The sequence below is a fragment of the Aeromicrobium sp. P5_D10 genome (genome assembly GCF_054049535.1).
Map to the genome: position 1 here is coordinate 406,281 of NZ_JBFUME010000002.1, position 16,251 is coordinate 422,531.

General features: G+C 64.8%; 16 protein-coding genes and 1 tRNA gene. 15 read left to right on the forward strand and 2 right to left on the reverse strand.

What is annotated here, in order from left to right:
- Positions 1 to 65 precede the first annotated feature (65 nt).
- From ACXJKC_RS03610 to ACXJKC_RS03650, 9 genes are all read left to right on the forward strand, one after another.
- Positions 66 to 845, forward strand: a complete 780-nt coding sequence (locus ACXJKC_RS03610; RefSeq protein ID WP_456695305.1) for a methyltransferase domain-containing protein — start codon at positions 66 to 68, stop codon at positions 843 to 845.
- A 16-nt stretch (positions 846 to 861) separates the two neighbouring features.
- Positions 862 to 943, forward strand: a tRNA-Gln gene (locus tag ACXJKC_RS03615).
- Between the two features lie 32 nt (positions 944 to 975).
- Positions 976 to 2,424 (forward strand): bifunctional UDP-N-acetylglucosamine diphosphorylase/glucosamine-1-phosphate N-acetyltransferase GlmU, encoded by a 1,449-nt coding sequence (glmU, locus tag ACXJKC_RS03620; RefSeq protein WP_456695306.1) that lies wholly within the window; start codon positions 976 to 978, stop codon positions 2,422 to 2,424.
- Positions 2,417 to 3,394 carry a ribose-phosphate diphosphokinase gene (locus ACXJKC_RS03625; protein WP_456695307.1) on the forward strand — a complete coding sequence of 326 codons (978 nt, stop codon included), beginning with the start codon at positions 2,417 to 2,419 and terminating at the stop codon, positions 3,392 to 3,394. The genes glmU and ACXJKC_RS03625 overlap by 8 nt, the downstream gene beginning before the upstream one ends.
- Positions 3,395 to 3,566: 172 nt before the next feature.
- Complete coding sequence (locus ACXJKC_RS03630; protein WP_456695308.1) at positions 3,567 to 4,175, forward strand: 50S ribosomal protein L25/general stress protein Ctc; 609 nt, start codon at positions 3,567 to 3,569, stop codon at positions 4,173 to 4,175.
- Entirely contained in the window at positions 4,172 to 4,738 is a 567-nt protein-coding gene (gene pth / locus ACXJKC_RS03635; protein WP_456695309.1) for an aminoacyl-tRNA hydrolase, read from the forward strand. Before ACXJKC_RS03630 ends, pth begins: the two co-directional genes overlap by 4 nt.
- 117 nt (positions 4,739 to 4,855) lie before the next feature.
- Complete coding sequence (locus tag ACXJKC_RS03640; protein ID WP_456695310.1) at positions 4,856 to 6,280, forward strand: sugar transferase; 1,425 nt, start codon at positions 4,856 to 4,858, stop codon at positions 6,278 to 6,280.
- Positions 6,281 to 6,282: 2 nt separating this feature from the next.
- Positions 6,283 to 6,945: a hypothetical protein gene (locus ACXJKC_RS03645; RefSeq protein WP_456695311.1), complete on the forward strand. Its 663-nt coding sequence runs from the start codon at positions 6,283 to 6,285 to the stop codon at positions 6,943 to 6,945.
- Positions 6,946 to 6,977: 32 nt separating this feature from the next.
- Complete coding sequence (locus ACXJKC_RS03650) at positions 6,978 to 8,216, forward strand: MFS transporter (protein ID WP_456695312.1); 1,239 nt, start codon at positions 6,978 to 6,980, stop codon at positions 8,214 to 8,216.
- 20 nt (positions 8,217 to 8,236) lie between these two features.
- Here the strand turns inward: ACXJKC_RS03650 and ACXJKC_RS03655 are convergent, their stop codons facing one another.
- The gene (locus ACXJKC_RS03655; protein WP_456695313.1) at positions 8,237 to 9,940 is read right to left on the reverse strand and encodes an AfsR/SARP family transcriptional regulator; all 1,704 of its coding nucleotides are present in this window, start codon (positions 9,938 to 9,940) and stop codon (positions 8,237 to 8,239) included.
- A 477-nt stretch (positions 9,941 to 10,417) separates the two neighbouring features.
- On the opposite strand from ACXJKC_RS03655, the gene ACXJKC_RS03660 reads away from it, so the two are divergent.
- The 5 genes from ACXJKC_RS03660 to ACXJKC_RS03680 are packed head-to-tail and all read left to right on the forward strand — an operon-like array spanning position 10,418 to position 14,801.
- Complete coding sequence (locus ACXJKC_RS03660) at positions 10,418 to 11,122, forward strand: PIG-L deacetylase family protein (RefSeq protein WP_456695314.1); 705 nt, start codon at positions 10,418 to 10,420, stop codon at positions 11,120 to 11,122.
- Positions 11,119 to 11,796: a WbqC family protein gene (locus ACXJKC_RS03665; protein WP_456695315.1), complete on the forward strand. Its 678-nt coding sequence runs from the start codon at positions 11,119 to 11,121 to the stop codon at positions 11,794 to 11,796. The genes ACXJKC_RS03660 and ACXJKC_RS03665 overlap by 4 nt, the downstream gene beginning before the upstream one ends.
- A complete protein-coding gene (locus ACXJKC_RS03670; RefSeq protein WP_456695316.1) occupies positions 11,793 to 12,818 on the forward strand; it encodes a TolB family protein in 1,026 nt (341 codons plus the stop codon). Before ACXJKC_RS03665 ends, ACXJKC_RS03670 begins: the two co-directional genes overlap by 4 nt.
- The gene (locus ACXJKC_RS03675) at positions 12,812 to 13,999 is read left to right on the forward strand and encodes a hypothetical protein (RefSeq protein ID WP_456695317.1); all 1,188 of its coding nucleotides are present in this window, start codon (positions 12,812 to 12,814) and stop codon (positions 13,997 to 13,999) included. Before ACXJKC_RS03670 ends, ACXJKC_RS03675 begins: the two co-directional genes overlap by 7 nt.
- The gene (locus ACXJKC_RS03680; RefSeq protein WP_456695318.1) at positions 13,992 to 14,801 is read left to right on the forward strand and encodes a WecB/TagA/CpsF family glycosyltransferase; all 810 of its coding nucleotides are present in this window, start codon (positions 13,992 to 13,994) and stop codon (positions 14,799 to 14,801) included. The genes ACXJKC_RS03675 and ACXJKC_RS03680 overlap by 8 nt, the downstream gene beginning before the upstream one ends.
- Before the next feature lie 558 nt (positions 14,802 to 15,359).
- On the opposite strand, the gene ACXJKC_RS03685 is transcribed toward ACXJKC_RS03680, so the two are convergent.
- Positions 15,360 to 15,590, reverse strand: coding sequence for a hypothetical protein (locus ACXJKC_RS03685; protein WP_456695319.1), 231 nt, complete (start codon positions 15,588 to 15,590; stop codon positions 15,360 to 15,362).
- Here ACXJKC_RS03685 and ACXJKC_RS03690 point away from each other — a divergent pair.
- Entirely contained in the window at positions 15,589 to 16,248 is a 660-nt protein-coding gene (locus ACXJKC_RS03690) for a hypothetical protein (protein ID WP_456695320.1), read from the forward strand. The genes ACXJKC_RS03685 and ACXJKC_RS03690 overlap by 2 nt on opposite strands.
- Positions 16,249 to 16,251 lie beyond the last annotated feature (3 nt).

A 16,251-nucleotide genomic window follows, 5' to 3' on the forward strand; every position in this document is an offset into this window, starting at 1 on the left:
AGACCTTATCAAGATTCTTGATGTCGAGATTGTTTCGGGTGGTCGAACGCCGGTAAGTTGGCGGTGTGCCTGTCTGGGATCCCCACCGCTATCTGCAGTTCGCCGACGACCGGTCACGTCCGTTCGTCGACCTGATCGGCCGTGTGCGCGCCGAGCCGCGGACCGTCGTCGACCTGGGCTGCGGGCCCGGCCATCTCACAGACGTGCTGCGTCATCGGTGGCCCGAGGCAGCGATCCACGGGGTCGATTCCTCACCAGAGATGATCGACCGCGCGAATCACGACAACGGCGACGAGCGTGCGAGCTACGAGCTGGCCGACGTCTCGACATGGACGCCCGCCGAGCCGGTCGACCTGATCGTGTCGAACGCGCTGTTCCAGTGGGTACCCGACCAGTTGGAAGTCATCGAGCGATTGGCTGCCCGGATTGCGCCCGGTGGTGCATTCGCGCTGCAAGTGCCTCGCAACTACTCCTCGCCGAGTCACACCCTGCTGCACGAAATCGCCTCGGAGCCGCCATATGCCGCGCACACCGCGGACATCGTCGCCGACCGTGGGATCGAACCCGTCGCCTATCTTCGGCTGTTCGCGGCTCTCGGTTGGAGCGTCGACCTGTGGGAAACGACCTATTTCCACGTACTGCAAGGAGACGATCCGGTGTTCGACTGGGTCTCCGGCACAGGTGCACGGCCCTATCTCCAGGCCCTCCCGGACGATCTGCGTGAGCAGTTCGTGGCGAGCTACCGGGCTGCATTGCGCTCGGCGTATCCGCCTGAGCCGTGGGGAACCGTGTTCCCATTTCGTCGAACGCTTGTCGTTGCGCACAGCGCAAAAGGTCTCGGGTAGTCTGGCTGGGCAACATTCCCCGGTTGGTCTGCCGGCAGGGCCCGCCGCACTTTGAATGCGGACAAGCGACGTAGGTTCGACTCCTACCCGGGGAGCCACGAGATCGAGTAGATCTATTGGAGGAGCTCACATGAGTGAGAAAGTCACGGCCATTGTGCTGGCAGCAGGTGCCGGAACTCGGATGAAGTCCTCGCGGGCCAAAGTGCTCCACTCGATTGCCGGACGCACCATGATCGAGCACGCGCTGGTCGCCGTAGCCGGTGCCGGAGTGTCCACAACGGTCGCAGTCGTCGGGCACGACCGCGAGCAGGTCGAGGCAGCGGTCGCCGCCTATGATCCCAGCGTGACGCTCGCGGTGCAGGAGCAACGACTCGGCACCGGCGACGCCGTGAGGGCCGGACTCGACGCGCTCGACGAGGTGCCGGTCGGCCCGGTGCTGATCAGCTACGCCGATGTGCCGCTGCTGTCGGCGCAGACCCTTGCCGAACTGATCGTCGCTCACCGGGCAGCCGAGCGATCCGTCACGATCCTGACCGCCGAACTCGAAGATCCCTTCGGTTACGGCCGCATCCTGCGCGATGAGTCAGGCGCGGTCACCGCGATCCGCGAACACAAGGACGCGACTGACGCCGAGCGGCAAGTCCGCGAGGTCAACAGCGGCATCCTGGTCGTCGACGGGACGTTCTTGGCCCGTGCTGTCGCGAATCTCAACGCGGCCAATGCGCAAGGTGAGCTCTATCTGACCGATATCGTCGGGCAGGCCGTCGACGAGGGACTGCCCGTCGGTGCGCACGTCCTCGAGGACGTGTGGCAGACCGAAGGTGTCAACGATCGCTCGCAGCTCGCCCGCCTCGGTCGAGAGCTCAACCGGCGGCTGACCCAGCACTGGATGGCCGAGGGAGTGACGATCGTCGACCCGGCCACGACCTGGATCGACTCGGCCGTCACGCTGGCGCCCGACGTCACGCTGCTTCCCGGAACCCAGCTGCTCGGCGCGACGAGCGTCGGGCAAGGTGCGACGATCGGCCCCGACACGACATTGCGCAATGTCGAAGTCGGCCAGGATGCCACCGTCGAACGCACCCACGGCTCCGATGCTGTCATCGGCGCCGGAGCCAGCGTCGGACCGTTCGCGTACTTGCGCCCCGGCGCCGATCTGGGTGCCGGCGGCAAGATCGGCACGTTCGTCGAGGTCAAGAATTCGCTGATCGGACCGGGTGCGAAGGTTCCGCACCTGTCATATGTGGGTGACGCCACGATCGGCGAGGGAACCAACATCGGGGCCGGCACGATCTTTGCCAACTACGACGGCGTGAACAAGAACCGGACGATGATCGGCGCACACGCCAAAACTGCGTCCAACAACACGTTCGTCGCACCGGTCACCGTCGGCGATGGAGCCCACACCGGAGCGGGAACCACGGTGCGCGAGGACGTACCGGCGGGGGCGCTGGCGGTCTCGGCAAGTGCACAGAGGAACATTGAGGGGTGGGTCTCGGCGAAGCGGCCGGGATCGGCATCCGATCAAGCAGCGCAAGCGGCATTGACACGAACCACTGAGGAGACAACCGGTGAGTAGCCTGTCCAAGAGGACGCCCACCCGGAACATGCTGTTGTTCTCTGGCCGCGCGCACCCCACGCTCGCGCAGGAAGTCGCCGATCTCCTCGAGATCGAAGTTGTCCCGACCACGGCGTACGACTTCGCGAACGGCGAGATCTACGTGCGTTTCGACGAGTCGGTCCGCGGCTGCGACGCCTTCGTGCTGCAGAGCCACGCATCGCCGATCAACGAGGCGATCATGGAGCAGCTCATCATGATCGATGCGCTCAAGCGCGCCTCCGCCAAGCGCATCACGGTCATCCTGCCGTTCTACGGCTATGCCCGCCAGGACAAGAAGCACCTCGGTCGCGAACCGATCTCGGCGCGCCTGATGGCCGATCTGTTCCTGACCGCAGGAGCCGACCGGTTGATGACGGTCGATCTGCACACCGCACAGATCCAGGGCTTCTTCGACGGGCCGGTCGACCACTTGCTCGCGATGCCGATCCTGACCCGCCACGTCAAGAAGCGCTATGGCAAGAAGGATCTGGCAGTCGTGTCACCCGACGCCGGCCGCATCAAGGTCGCCGAGCAGTGGGCCGCTGCCCTTGGCGGGGCGCCGCTGGCGTTCATCCACAAGACCCGCGACCCGCGTCGCCCCAACGAGTCGAAGGCCAACCGCGTCGTCGGTGACGTCACCGGACGGGTCTGCATCCTGGTCGACGACTTGATCGACACCGGTGGGACCATCGTCCAGGCCGCCGAGGCCCTGATGGCAGACGGTGCCGAAGACGTCGTCATCGCGGCGACGCATGCGGTGTTCTCAGGTCCGGCCGTCGACCGGCTGAAGAACTCGACAGCGTGTGAGGTCATCGTGACCAATACTTTGCCGATCGAGGACGACAAACGCTTCGACAAGCTCACGGTGCTGTCGATCGCCCCGCTCCTGGCTCAGGCCACGGCGGCAGTCTTCGAAGAGGGCTCGGTCACGAGCCTGTTCAAAAACTGACGCGCGGATTTCTCCGCCGTGTTTCGCTGCGGTAGACTGCTCCGGTTGCCTCGGCGAGGGTCCTTTCGGACCGTGATCGACAGGGCGCTCCACAGGAGTGCTGTGTCGAGCGCCGGGTCATCTGACCACCGACATTCGCATCACCCCAACGCACTCACCCAGGAGATACCCCGTGGCTGACCTCAAGATCGCTGCCGAGACCCGTACCGAATTCGGCAAGGGTGCGGCCCGTCGCATCCGCCGTGCCGACAAGGTTCCCGCCGTCCTGTACGGACACGGTTCCGATCCCGTGCACGTCACGCTCCCGGGCCACCAGCTCATGCTGGCCCTGAAGCAGTCGAACGCGCTGCTGACCATCGACCTCGGCTCCGAGAAGCACCTCGCGATCCCCAAGCAGGTCCAGCGCGACCCGCTCAAGGGCTTCATCGAGCACGCTGACCTCCTGATCGTCAAGAAGGGCGAGAAGGTCACGGTCGACGTTTCGGTCCATGTCGTCGGCGACGCCGTCAGCGGCAACCTGGTCGTGCTCGAGAACTCGACCATCTCGGTCGAGGCCGAGGCCACCCACATCCCCGAAGGTTTCGAGGTCTCGGTCGAGGGCCTTGAGGCCGGTGCGCAGATCCTGGCCAAGGACGTCGAGCTGCCCAAGGGCACGACGCTCGCGGTCGACGAGGATCTGCTGATCGTCAACGTCACCGCTGCTGCGCAGGAGGTCGAGGAGACCGACGAGGCCGCCGACGCCGCTCCGGCCGACGCTGAGGCAGCCACCGAGTCGGAGTGACCTGGTTGGTCGTCGGGCTCGGAAATCCGGGCCCGACGTACGCCAACACCCGGCACAACATCGGCTACATGGTGGCCGACGTGCTGGCAGCCCGCATGTCGGGGCAATGGAAGAAGCACAAGTCGGGTCGTGCCGACGTCGTCGAGGGACGGCTCGCCGGTGAGCGGGCCGTACTCGGTCGTGCGCGCACGTATATGAACGAGAGCGGCGGTCCGGTTTCGACGCTGGCCAAGTTCTACGATGTCGACGCCGATCACGTCATCGCGATCCACGACGAGCTGGACATCGATTTCGGCATGTTGCGGATCAAATTCGGCGGCGGGGACAACGGTCACAATGGCTTGAAGTCGATCCGCCAGTCGCTCGGCACAGGCGACTACTACCGGGTGCGTGTCGGCATCGGCCGCCCGCCCGGACGCCAGGATGTGCACGACTTCGTTCTGAAGCCGTACTCCTCGACCGAACGCAAAGATCTGCCGACGTACATCGAGGAGGCCGCTGACGCGATCGAGAGCCTCATGACCGTCGGCCTCGAAAAGACCCAGAGCACCTTCAACCGATGAAGGTCCGCGACCGGTGAACTGACCGACCCTCCACGGTCTTTGCGCCAATTTTACGTCGTCAAGAGACGCTTGCCTGCGTTCAGCTCTGAGCTCTTTTCGATGGAGGTGTGGTGAGACGTGACGTCTGTCGAACTTGGTGCCGACCCGATAGGGGCCGCTGCAGATTCCGTCGAGGGACGGATGCGCGGTATCTCGATCCTTCCGCGCGCCGCGCTCGGCCTGGTGAGTGCGCCAGGAGCGTCATATGCCATGGCCTGTGCCGTGGCCGCGATCGTGGCCGCAGCCGTGGCAGCTGAGGCAGGACCTGTTGTGTGGTCGGGCGTGGGCATCGTTGTCATGACGTTGGGTCTGGATTTCGCCGTCGCGCGACCCAGCGATCGGATCGTCGCTCTCCGGACGGTCAGGCGTCTTGCTGTCACAGCAGGCGCCGGCACACTGCTGGCGTCGTCGATGGCCTGGGTGAGCCCGGCCGACGTTCGCTGGGTGGGCCTCATCGTCGTCACGGCAGGGACGGTCTTCACCGGCGTCGTGCTGTTGGCGCGGACGATGCAGGCTCCTCGGTCCGTTCTCCTCGTCGGGGGTCGGGTCGGGACCGGCCAGCTTGCTGCACAGTGGGCTTCCTGCCCAGACATCGAAGTCCGAGGGGTCTGTCTGCCCGAGTTCTTCGACGAATCCGCGCAGGAGATCGGGCTCGTCCCGATCCTCGGCTCGCTCGATGACGCCGTCGCGGTCGCCAAAGCCATCGATGTCGACGAGGTCGTCGTGGTACCGGGACCGCTGCTCAGCGCATATCACGTGCGCCGGTTGAGCTGGGAGTTGGAGAATTCGGCGATAGACCTTTCAGTTGCTGCCGAACTGGAAGGTGTCGTGGCCCGCCGGATCACGCCGCGGGTGCTCGGACGAAGAGTCACACTCACAGTCCAACCAGGACGCCGGTCACGTCCGGCCCTGTGGGTCAAGGGCATCGTCGACCGGATCGCAGCGGCGATCCTGCTGGTGATCCTCTCTCCGCTCTGCGTGCTCGTCGCCATGATCATCCGGCTGGACTCGCCCGGACCGGCGATGTTCAGGCAGACGCGGGTGGGTCTTGACGGGAAGGTGTTCACGATCTACAAATTCCGCACCATGCTGGTCGATGCAGAGTCCAGGCTCGCCGAACTCACCTCCCGCAATGAAGCTGCCGGGCCACTGTTCAAGATGGCTTCGGATCCGCGCACGACAGGTGTCGGACGAGTCCTGCGAAGCAGCTCGATCGACGAAGTGCCGCAATTGATCAACGTTCTCAAGGGAGAGATGTCGCTGATCGGACCGCGTCCCGGTCTGCCGGGGGAGGCGATGATGTACGACGAATGGATCCATCGGCGTCTACGGGTCAAGCCGGGCATGACCGGTGCATGGCAAGTAGGCGGTCGGTCGAATCTGAGTTGGACCGACTCGGTTCGACTCGATATCGACTACGTCGACAACGCGACGCTTCGCGATGACGTCATGATCGCGATGAGGACCGCCCGGGTTGTCATCAGCCGAGAAGGCGCGGTGTAGCCGTGAGGCGCCGCAGGGTCATCGGTTCGGCAGTAGCGACCGTCCTGGTGCTGGCATCGGCGCTGGTCGCGGCCAACAGCAGCGACTGGAACGGCGGCGAGCCGAAGGCAAGTTCCTCGACGGCCGCGACCGAGGCCAACGGGACGTCGGACCCGATCGACTCGTCAGCATCCGAAGACGAAGTGTCCGACAACGGGGTGACGAACGGCGATGGCTCGGAGGTCATCCGCCAGCCGGAGGGCTCCAAGACCAAAGGACTGCCTGGCTTGAGCAAGGTCAAGCCGTCGACCAAGACCTCGCTCATCTCGAAGCGCTTGCCTCCGAGCGCGAGCAGCCGAGGCAGCATCGTGGCGGGCTTCCCGGTGTCGGTCATCCCCGTGGCGCCTGATTCCGTGGTCCGATCAAGCGGAGTCTCGTCCACGGCGAAGACGCTTCAGGTGTCGATCGTCGCGAACAGCTCCAAGTCGCGCGGCACGGTACTCAGGTTCTATCGCCACACACTGTCGGCACGTGGATTCGCGGAGTCGAGTGCGCCGACGACCGCTGGCTCCACCGCTGCAAGTTTCAAGCGGGGAGCCGATCACCTCATCGTCACGGCCAGGGCCGGCGCCAAGAACACGAGCTACTCCCTGTTCGGCACCCTCCAGGCCGATGCGCAGGACTGAGCTGCGACCCGTGACGAGACGTTGGTGACACGGTGTACATATCGATCGGCGATCGCCCCCGAGCCGATCCGGCGAGCCCGCCGGTACCGAAGGCACGCGTCGCCCGGATCGTCGTCCTGCTCGGCGTCGTCAGTCTGCTGACTGATATCTCATCGGAGGCAGTCGCGGCGATTCTCCCGCTCTACCTGATCACTGTCGTCGGTTTGTCGCCGGTGGCCTACGGCTTCCTGGATGGCCTCTACCAAGGAGTCAGCGCGTTGGTGCGGATCGGCAGCGGTTGGGCTGCCGATCGAGGTGGCCATCCGAAGTGGGTTGCCTTCCTGGGCTACGGTCTGTCCGTTGTGGCCAGAGTCGGGCTTCTGATCGCCAGCGGATTCGCCGCCATCACGGCTGTGATCGCCGCCGACCGTATCGGCAAAGGCATCCGGACGGCCCCGCGCGACGCCATGATCGCCGCCTCGACTCCGAGTTCGCACCTGGGCCGCGCCTTCGCGGTGCACCGCACGCTCGACACGATCGGCGCGGCTTTGGGACCCCTGATCGCATTCGCGATCCTCTGGGCGGTGCCGGACGGCTACACCGTCGTCATGGTCGTCTCATTGGCCTTCGCGCTGATGGGGCTTGCGCTGCTGGGGCTACTGGTACCTGACCAGCGCTCGACTCCTGACCGCGTCCCGGCAGGGACCGAGCCCCGCTTCCGGTGGCGCGAAGTAGTCGATGCGCGTCTGCTGAGACTTCTGGTTGTTGCAGGGGCCCTCGGACTTCTGACGATCGGTGACGGTTTCGTCTACTTGGCGCTCTTGGACAGGGGCGGCTTCGCGGCCACGTGGTTCCCGCTGTTGTACGTCGGCACGAATCTGGCCTACCTGGCGCTTGCCCTACCGATAGGGCGCATCGCTGACCGGGTCGGTCGGATGCGGATCTTCGTCCTCGGCCATATCGCGCTCCTGTTGGCGTACCTGTCCGCGGCATTGCCTGTGGGCGGGGTGGCCATGGTGATCGCGCCGCTCGTGCTGCTGGGTGCGTTCTACGCCTCGACCGACGGGATGCTGGCGGCGATTGCGGGCCATCTGGCTGCGCCGGAGGTCCGAGCCAGTGCGATTGCGAGCGCCCAGACTGTCGTGGCACTGGCCCGGCTCGCCGCATCGACGCTGTTCGGTCTGCTGTGGTTCATGCAGGGCCCGCACGGCGCTTTGCTGATTGTCGCGGCCTTGCTCGTGATCGCGGTGCCCCTGGTCTATCGCATCGTCAAGAACCTCGATCGAACCTAGATCGTCACGTTGCAGAGCCGTCAGCTGGCAGAACCCTCGGCCCGAAGCTCCCGTTGGATGCGGCGCTGCGTCCGCGCCTTGACCGCAGGTCGCAGGTGGTGCTCGAATGCATCCCGGATCGCGCCATTGCGGAACTCGTAGCCGTCCTGGCCTACCGTCAGCACGCCGAGGTCTGCCAATTCGTCGAGCTGCGACTGGATCACCTCGAGGTCTGAGCCGGTGTCGCTGAAGGGGCTCAGGAGCTCAGGAGTCACGGGGCGCTTGATCATCGCCACAAGGTGGCAGAAGTCCCTCTGGTCCAAGGTCAACTGCTCCAGCGTGATCCGAAAGTAGTCGCCGACGGGAGAATCGCCCACCAACGCGGTCGCATCGTTGTAGAGATCGAGTCCGTCCAAAGTTGAGATGATCCAACCAGAGGCCATCCACTCGCGCAGGACTGAGACGGCCCGACCGGCCAAGTATTCGCTCTGCTCGGCCAGCTCACGTAGCAGCCGGGGCGCGGCCTTTCCTGACAGGGCGACAGCGGCCAATTGTTTCAGATCGGCCTCGGAAATGGTTCCCACGCTCACGCTGTGCATCGAGATGGGGCCGTCTTTGAGCTTGTCGGCAAGTAATTCTGCGACCGCGGGCGAGGCCACGACGGCGATGACCCGAGAGATCGTGGGATCGATCCCGGAGAAGAATGTCAACAACCGGGTCACCTCCCAACCGGGATCTCCTTGGCACGGTCCCCAGACAGTGATGTCGGACCGGCGGCGACTCACCATGCCGGCCAGGGTCAGCGCATTGGACGTTGGCGGTCCGCCGTGCAGCAGTACGTGAATCTGCGCGTGGGGCACGGTCGCCGCGGCTTCCGCCAGGAGGGCTCCGCGTCCAGACCCTCTCGGGCCGGACAGGCACACGACAGTGCAGCCGTTGTCGGCGATCGCGGCGCGTAGTGCGAGGGCCAGCGTGCGGACGTCCTCCGACCGACCCGCGAATGGGTTGATCGACAGCTCCTCGGTCTCTTCCGAGAGGATCTGGATGTGCAAGGCACGGGTCTGCGGCGATGGATCGGCGCCCAGTTCCTGGGAGAGGCACACCCTGCAGTGCTCGAAGGCACGCAAGGCGAGCTCGATCTCACCGAGCGCCACATGTGCTCGCATCAGTGTGCGATGGGGGCGCTCGAAGCAGGGATCTGCTGCAATTGCCAGGGTCGAGAAATCGATCGCGTCACGCATCCATTTCAGTTTGAGCGCGGACTCGCCGGCGTCGGCCAGCAGCGATTGACGGCTGAGGCGCATGGATTCGCGTGTCTCGGTCGCCCACGTGCTCTTGTCGTCGTAGGCGCGGAAGTCTGAGATGTAGAGTGCCTCAGCTTCTCGTACCAGGGCCACGACGCGTGCGTGATCTCCCTCGCGCAATGCCGTGGCCACGTCATGGATGATGGTTTGGAAGGCCATGACGTCGGACCACGAGTTGCGCAGGATGAGTCCGCCCAGTCGCCGTTCGATACATGGCTCGCCAAGGACCTGACGTACCCGCGAAGCAGCGGTGCGAAGACTCGCCTTCGCCTTGTCCTCGTCGACGTCGGGCCACAGATTGTTGATCAGGCTCTGGACACTGACCGGCCGGTTGCCGTTGAGAGCGAGTAGACGGAGCAGATCTGCGGTCTTACCTGTGCTCCACTCGTCGGCGTCGACGATCTCGCCGTCGGATCGGCGCACGAAGAGCCGGCCGAACATACGAATTTCGATTCGATCGATATTTGGTGCAATCATCGTCCCTCCGCTCCCCTAGCAATCCTCAGACTACGTCGAATATTTGATTCCCGAGCCGAAATGGAAACCGAGTTCCCACTACCCGATCCGGATGTCTGTAGTCGGCTCGGACCCGGCTTTCACGCTGCCTTGACGGCGAGGACCGATGATTCAAGGTGAGTGGCACAACGTGCACTTGATGCCGCGAGGAGCTACCGCGCCAAGCACTCGCATCGCCCGAGGATGCAGTGCGGCGTGGCAAGAGGGATGGCAGCGCGGGAGGGAAACCTCCTGCGCGGCCTCCTGCTTCCCAGGCGGCACAAGGGGCCAGGAACCGCCTTTGACGGCAATTTTGCTGGCACGTGCACTAATAGGCCATCGAGTTTGGGAGCACGACCGAATCGCCATTGGGCGCATGAGTTGGCGAACGGTGACTCCTCTTGGCATTTCAGGGAGCACTGCATGATCAGACAACACACGACGGTGGGTCAGCCGCAACGTCGAGCGTCGCGGCTCGTCATTGCCTCACACGCGGGAGATGAGGTCCTCGGCTGCGGCGGAATGCTCGCGAAGTACCGAGATGATTCGGCCGTCGTCATCCTTGCGGACCCCGACGAAGTTCACGCAGGTCAGATCGAGACAGCGCAGTGGATGCTCGGCGACCCGGAGGTCACCATGCTCGGCCTGCAGATCGGGCACTTGGCCGATGACGTGGACCGGATCGTCGGAGCGTTGGCTGATGTGGTTGCGCAAGTACGGCCAGCGGAGGTCTATCTGCCGTATCCCTTGCTTCACCACGATCATCTGGTCACCTTCGAAGCAGGTATGCGCTCGACCCGGATGTCATCGCCGCGAGAAGACCGGCCTCAGGTCTCGGTCCTGGCCTATCACGTGGGTGCCGTCGGCCCGCAGGACTATCCCGCCGACGTTCAATGGAATGTCTGCGAGCCGCTCGGTGAGGAGGATGTCGATTGCAAGGTTGCTGCGGCGATCGCCTACCGTTCGCCGCTCGCCAAGGTACTCAAGAGTCGTGCCGAAGAGATCGGTTCGGTCAGGCGCACGGCCTGGGCCGAGCAGTTCGCACTCGTCCGGTCTGCACGAGGAGTCTCCCATCGGCACGATGTGCCGTTGGCGACGGCCCAAGACCTGGCGGGCGTCGTCCGATGATCATCGCGAGCCAGTCGGTGGATCTGCTGCCACCGTCTGGATTCTGGTACAAGATGGCCAATGCCGACCTGTTCGACCTCAGGATCTTCGACACCATGCGCTCGTCGGGACCTCAGCGCAGGGTCATGATGCGTGGATACTGGGCCACCATCCCGGTCATCGGTGGACCGGCCGGTTCGCTGATCTCCGATGCCCGGATCCTGCCTGACGAGACTGCCGCCGAACTCACCGCGGCGATAACCGGGCGCTATCAAGATGCCAAACACTGGTCGCGTCGTGGACCACAGATTCTCGACATGGTCAATCAGGTTCGCACCGATCACTTGTGGCAGTTCAACCTGCAGCTGATCCTCGGGATCCGTGACCTGCTCGACATCACGACTCCGGTGTCGATCGGCCGGCCCCGGCTCGGCCAAGGAGGTGACGGGCTGGCGGAGGTCATGGCTGCGTACCACGCCACGACGTATCTGTCGGAGACTGCGGGTCGCGCCTATGTCGGTGGCGACGAGAGCTACGAGCAGTGCGGGCCGAACATCTCCTGGTCGGCCCATCGGCCCGTGACAGCCGACTCGATCCTGTCGGTGCTGATGGACTATGACGACCCGATGTCGATCGTGATGGCCGAACAGCCCCGTCCAGGCGTCCACCGATCCGCCGAGGGCATTTCGGCATGAGTAGCAGCGCCCGGCTGGCCACGTTCATCGTCGTCGCGGCGGTACTGCTCATCATCGCTGCGGGCTACGTCTTGTTCGCGGTCAACCGAACATCGGCGCGCGCAGCTGCACCACCCCGGGTCGCCGTCACAGGCGTCGCCGCGATGGAGGATGCCCCGAGGGTGGTCTTTCGCAATACCGAGGTCGGCAGCAAATACGGGCTGGTGTCGATCGTGAGTCTGGCCGATCCCGGGGGACCTCGGGCGTTCACGAATGTCGCGTGCGACCGGGTCTACGCGACAGCAGCCATAGCGACCTGCCTGCGCACCAAGCGCGGGATCGTCACGAAGTTCGAGGCGGTTTCGTTCGATGCCTCGTGGGACACCACGAAAACCTGGCCTCTGCCCGGTATCCCCAGCAGGACCCGGGTCTCCGCGGACGGCTCGCTCCTGGCCACCACATCATTTGTCACGGGCCATTCCTATATGCAGTCGGGATTTTCGACGGCGACGGAGATCCGCCAGAACGGTGGCCGGGACTACGGGGACCTCGAGAAGTTCAGCTTGATCATCGATGGCAAGGCCGTGAACCCGATCGATCGCAATGTCTGGGGCGTGACGTTCGGGACCGATGACAATACGTTCTACGCGACCGTCGCTACCGGCGGCGACAACTATCTCGTGCGGGGCGATCTCGCATCGCGCACGTTGACCGCGCTCCACAAGGGAGCCGAGTGCCCGTCCCTGTCGCCCGACGGGAAGCGCATCGCGTACAAGCACGACGTCGGCGGATCGACCCCGCACTGGCAGATCGTGGTCCTCGACCTGGCGACCGGCCGTGAGACCGCCCTGGAAGGCGAGGCTCGTAGCGTCGACGATCAGGTCGAGTGGCTCGATAACAGCATTCTGTACGGCCTGCCCCGGACCGATGAGACCGGCGTGAGTGACATCTGGAAGATCGACATCAGCCGAGGGGCCGAGCCGTCATTGTTCATCGAGCAGGCCTGGTCACCGTCGGTCGTGAGGAGCGCAGACGCGTGGTAGCTGATCTGCAGGGCGAGGGACGTCGGGCCGGCGGGGAAACCGGTGACCGGATCACCCGGGTCGAGGCGCACGGCGCCGGTCTTCAAGTGCGACGGCTCCTGAGCGTCGGTCGCGCGGGACTGGCTGCGGGTAGTGAGCCCTCATCCGGTGAGTTCGCGCAGACCTTGAGGAGGGCGAACGGGCCGGGGGAGGGGCAGTCTGCTCGCAGAGAGGGGACGAGCGTCCGCTACACGGCGATCGCGGCACTGGGGCTGGCCCGTCTCGACGTGGCTGCGCAATGTGACGCGCTGCACGGGAGGACGGCCGCCGACCTGGCCCGCGCCGTCGGCGTCCGGGCCCTCGAGCAGTCCGATCCGGGTGCGATCGCGCTGGCGGCATGGGCGATCGCGGAGGTCTCGGGATCAGTTGACGGCGCCCTGTTCTCGCGACTCGACGACATCCTCGCTTTCGACGGGCCGATCCCCACGGTCGACTTGTCATGGATCCTGACCGCTGCGGTGGCAGCGGGCCGGCCGGGCGAGGGTCTTGCCGAGCTCGCGAGTTCGCGGCTGCTGGCGGGACAGGGACCCCACGGGATCTTTCCGCATGTGTTGCCGGCAGATTCGCAGAACCGTTGGCGGCGTCATGTCGGCTCCTTCGCCGACCAGGTCTATCCGATCCAGGCTCTGGCTCGGATGTTCCGGATCTCAGGAGATCGGGAGTTGCTCGAGGCCGCCGAGGCCACTGCCCGCCGGATCTGCGATCTACAAGGCTCCGCCGGCCAGTGGTGGTGGCACTACGACATGCGGACGGGCGAGGTCGTCGAGCGCTTTCCCGTCTACAGCGTGCATCAGCATGCCATGGCACCCATGGCGTTGTTCGATCTGAGCGATGCCGGCGGCACCGACCGGACGACCGAGATCGTCCGCGGACTGCAATGGATCGAGGCCCATCCGGAGGTCGATCGAGATCTCGTCTCCGAGCCGCTCGGTTTGATCTGGCGCAAGGTCGGACGACGTGAGCCGCGCAAAGCGGTGCGGAGGATCTCGGCGGTCACCACGGCGATCAGGCCGGGCTTGCATGTCCCTGGCGTTGATCGGGCGTTTCCGGCCAACACCGTCGACTACGAATGCCGGCCGTACGAACTCGGCTGGCTTCTGTACGTGTGGCTTCCAGCACGCCGGGCGGCGCGCCATGGCTGAATTGGTGCCACCGCGGGTCAGAAGGCCATTGTTCGGGATGCTGATCGACGCCTTGACGCCGCAGGACGTCATAGCCCTCGCCGAGGAGGCCCTGCGGTCGCGCCGACGTCTGCTGATCGGCGTCGTCAATGCGGCGAAGATCGTTCACCTGCGGTCCGATGAGGCGCTGCGTGAGTCGCTGCTCGAATGCGATGTGCTGCTGGCCGACGGACAGTCCGTCGTGTGGGCGAGTCGTCTGCTCGGAAAGCCGCTGCCCCAGCGAGTGGCCGGCATCGATCTGTTCGAACAGCTCTTGGCGCTCGCGGATCGCGACGGTCGCTCGGTCTACCTGCTGGGAGCCAAACCCAGCGTCCTGCGGGCGGTCGAGGAGGTCATTGGACCTCGGTGGCCAGGAGTTCGGATCGCGGGAAGTCGGGACGGCTACTTTGATATGGCCGCTTCTGCTCAGGTCGCCGCGCAGATCGCGTCATCGGGTGCCGACATGCTCTTCCTCGGTATGTCGTCGCCCAAGAAGGAGACCTTTCTCGCGAGTTACGGGCCGGTACTGGGAGTGCCGATCCGGCATGGGGTCGGAGGATCATTCGACGTACTGGGCGGACTGACCAAGCGCGCGCCCGAGCGTTGGCAGCGCTGGGGGCTGGAGTGGCTCTATCGCGTACTTCAAGAACCAGGACGGTTGTGGCGGCGTTACCTGACGACCAACACGGCCTTCGTGCTGCTGTTGATGCGCGAAAGGCTCCACCGTTCACACTTGTACATTCCAACCAGAACCGCCAGTGAGCGGACATCGCGTGCGGCGTGAGGCATCGAGGGCCGTGTCGACATCATCGTCCTGGGGTATTTCGGACCGCCGACGGCCGTCGCGCTTTCGCCCCGCGGTGTGCCTGACCTGTACCTGGTGGGCAAGGTTGTCTACGACACCCGGGGGGTGGCGGTAGAAGCTGGTCCCTGCAATACGAGTGATTCGTGCCACGCGGATCGGGGGGATCGGTCGTGCGGCGTTTGGGTTGCGCATTCTGATGGTGTTACGGTTTCGAGGTTGCGTCGCGACCTCGGGCATTGCGGCTTTCGATTGTCCATAGCTAACTCGGGCTATATCCGGAAGATGTCATATGCCTCAAGGACCCCTCGTCAATCCCTCGATCACCCGGCCGTCGAGAAATCGACGGCTGGCAGCTGTCTGGTTCGTCCTCGTCGCGGTGGTGGTAGCCATGAGCTCCTCGTCGGCGATTGCCAAGAACTCTGAACGCAAGACTGTCCGCGCCTCCGCGAGTTTCAGCGCGCCGACCCAGTGCACGCCGATGACCTGGTACAGAGGCGCGATCGATGGCCAGTCCGCCGGGACGATGGTCAAGCCGGCTTACAGGAAGCACAAGCGGTGCGGAAGCTGGAGGCCCACCACGCCGGCTCCCACCACGCCGGCTCCGACCACGCCGGCTCCGACCACGCCGGCTCCGACCACGCCGGCTCCGACCACGCCCGCTCCGACCACGCCGGCACCGACAACGCCGCCCCCCACCGGCGGAATCGCCACGGCGGCCAGCACAGGAGTTCCGGCCGGCGTCAACCTCGCCGCTTCGAGCGGAAGCATGAATATCACCAAGGACGGCACGGTCGTCGAAGGCAAGAACATCAGCGGCGGCATCTGGATCGATGCCGACAATGTCACGATCAAGTCCAGCCGCATCGCAGGAAGCGGCTTCGCGGTGATCCAAATCAAGAACGGCTCCAAGGGCGTCAAGATCCAGAACGTCGAGATCGACGGCAAGGGAGCCCAGGCGGGCTCGATGGGCATCATCGGTCCGGCCGACGTCTCGGGCGCCGACATCACGGGCGTCGAGAACGGGCTGACGCCCGGTAGCGGCTCGGTGCTGACGAACAACTACGTCCACGGCTTGAAGTCGCCGGGTTCGCCGCACTACGACGGAATCCAGATCGATGGCGGACTGTCCAACATCACGATTTCGCGCAATAACATCGACATGCGTGAGCACACCCAGACCTCGGCGGTCATGATCGACAACTACTTCGGTCCGATCTCCAATATCAAGGTCGACGGAAATCGCCTGGTCGGTGGTGGATACACGGTCTATTCCGATGGCCAGTTCAGCGGAGGGTCGATCTCGGGGGTCTCCTTCACGAACAATGCGCTCGGCAAGGGCTACTACGGATACGCCTCGATCGTGGGCAACAGCCCGGCCTGGTCAGGCAACACCGATGCCACCAGCGGTAAGGCTGTGAACCGCTGAGCC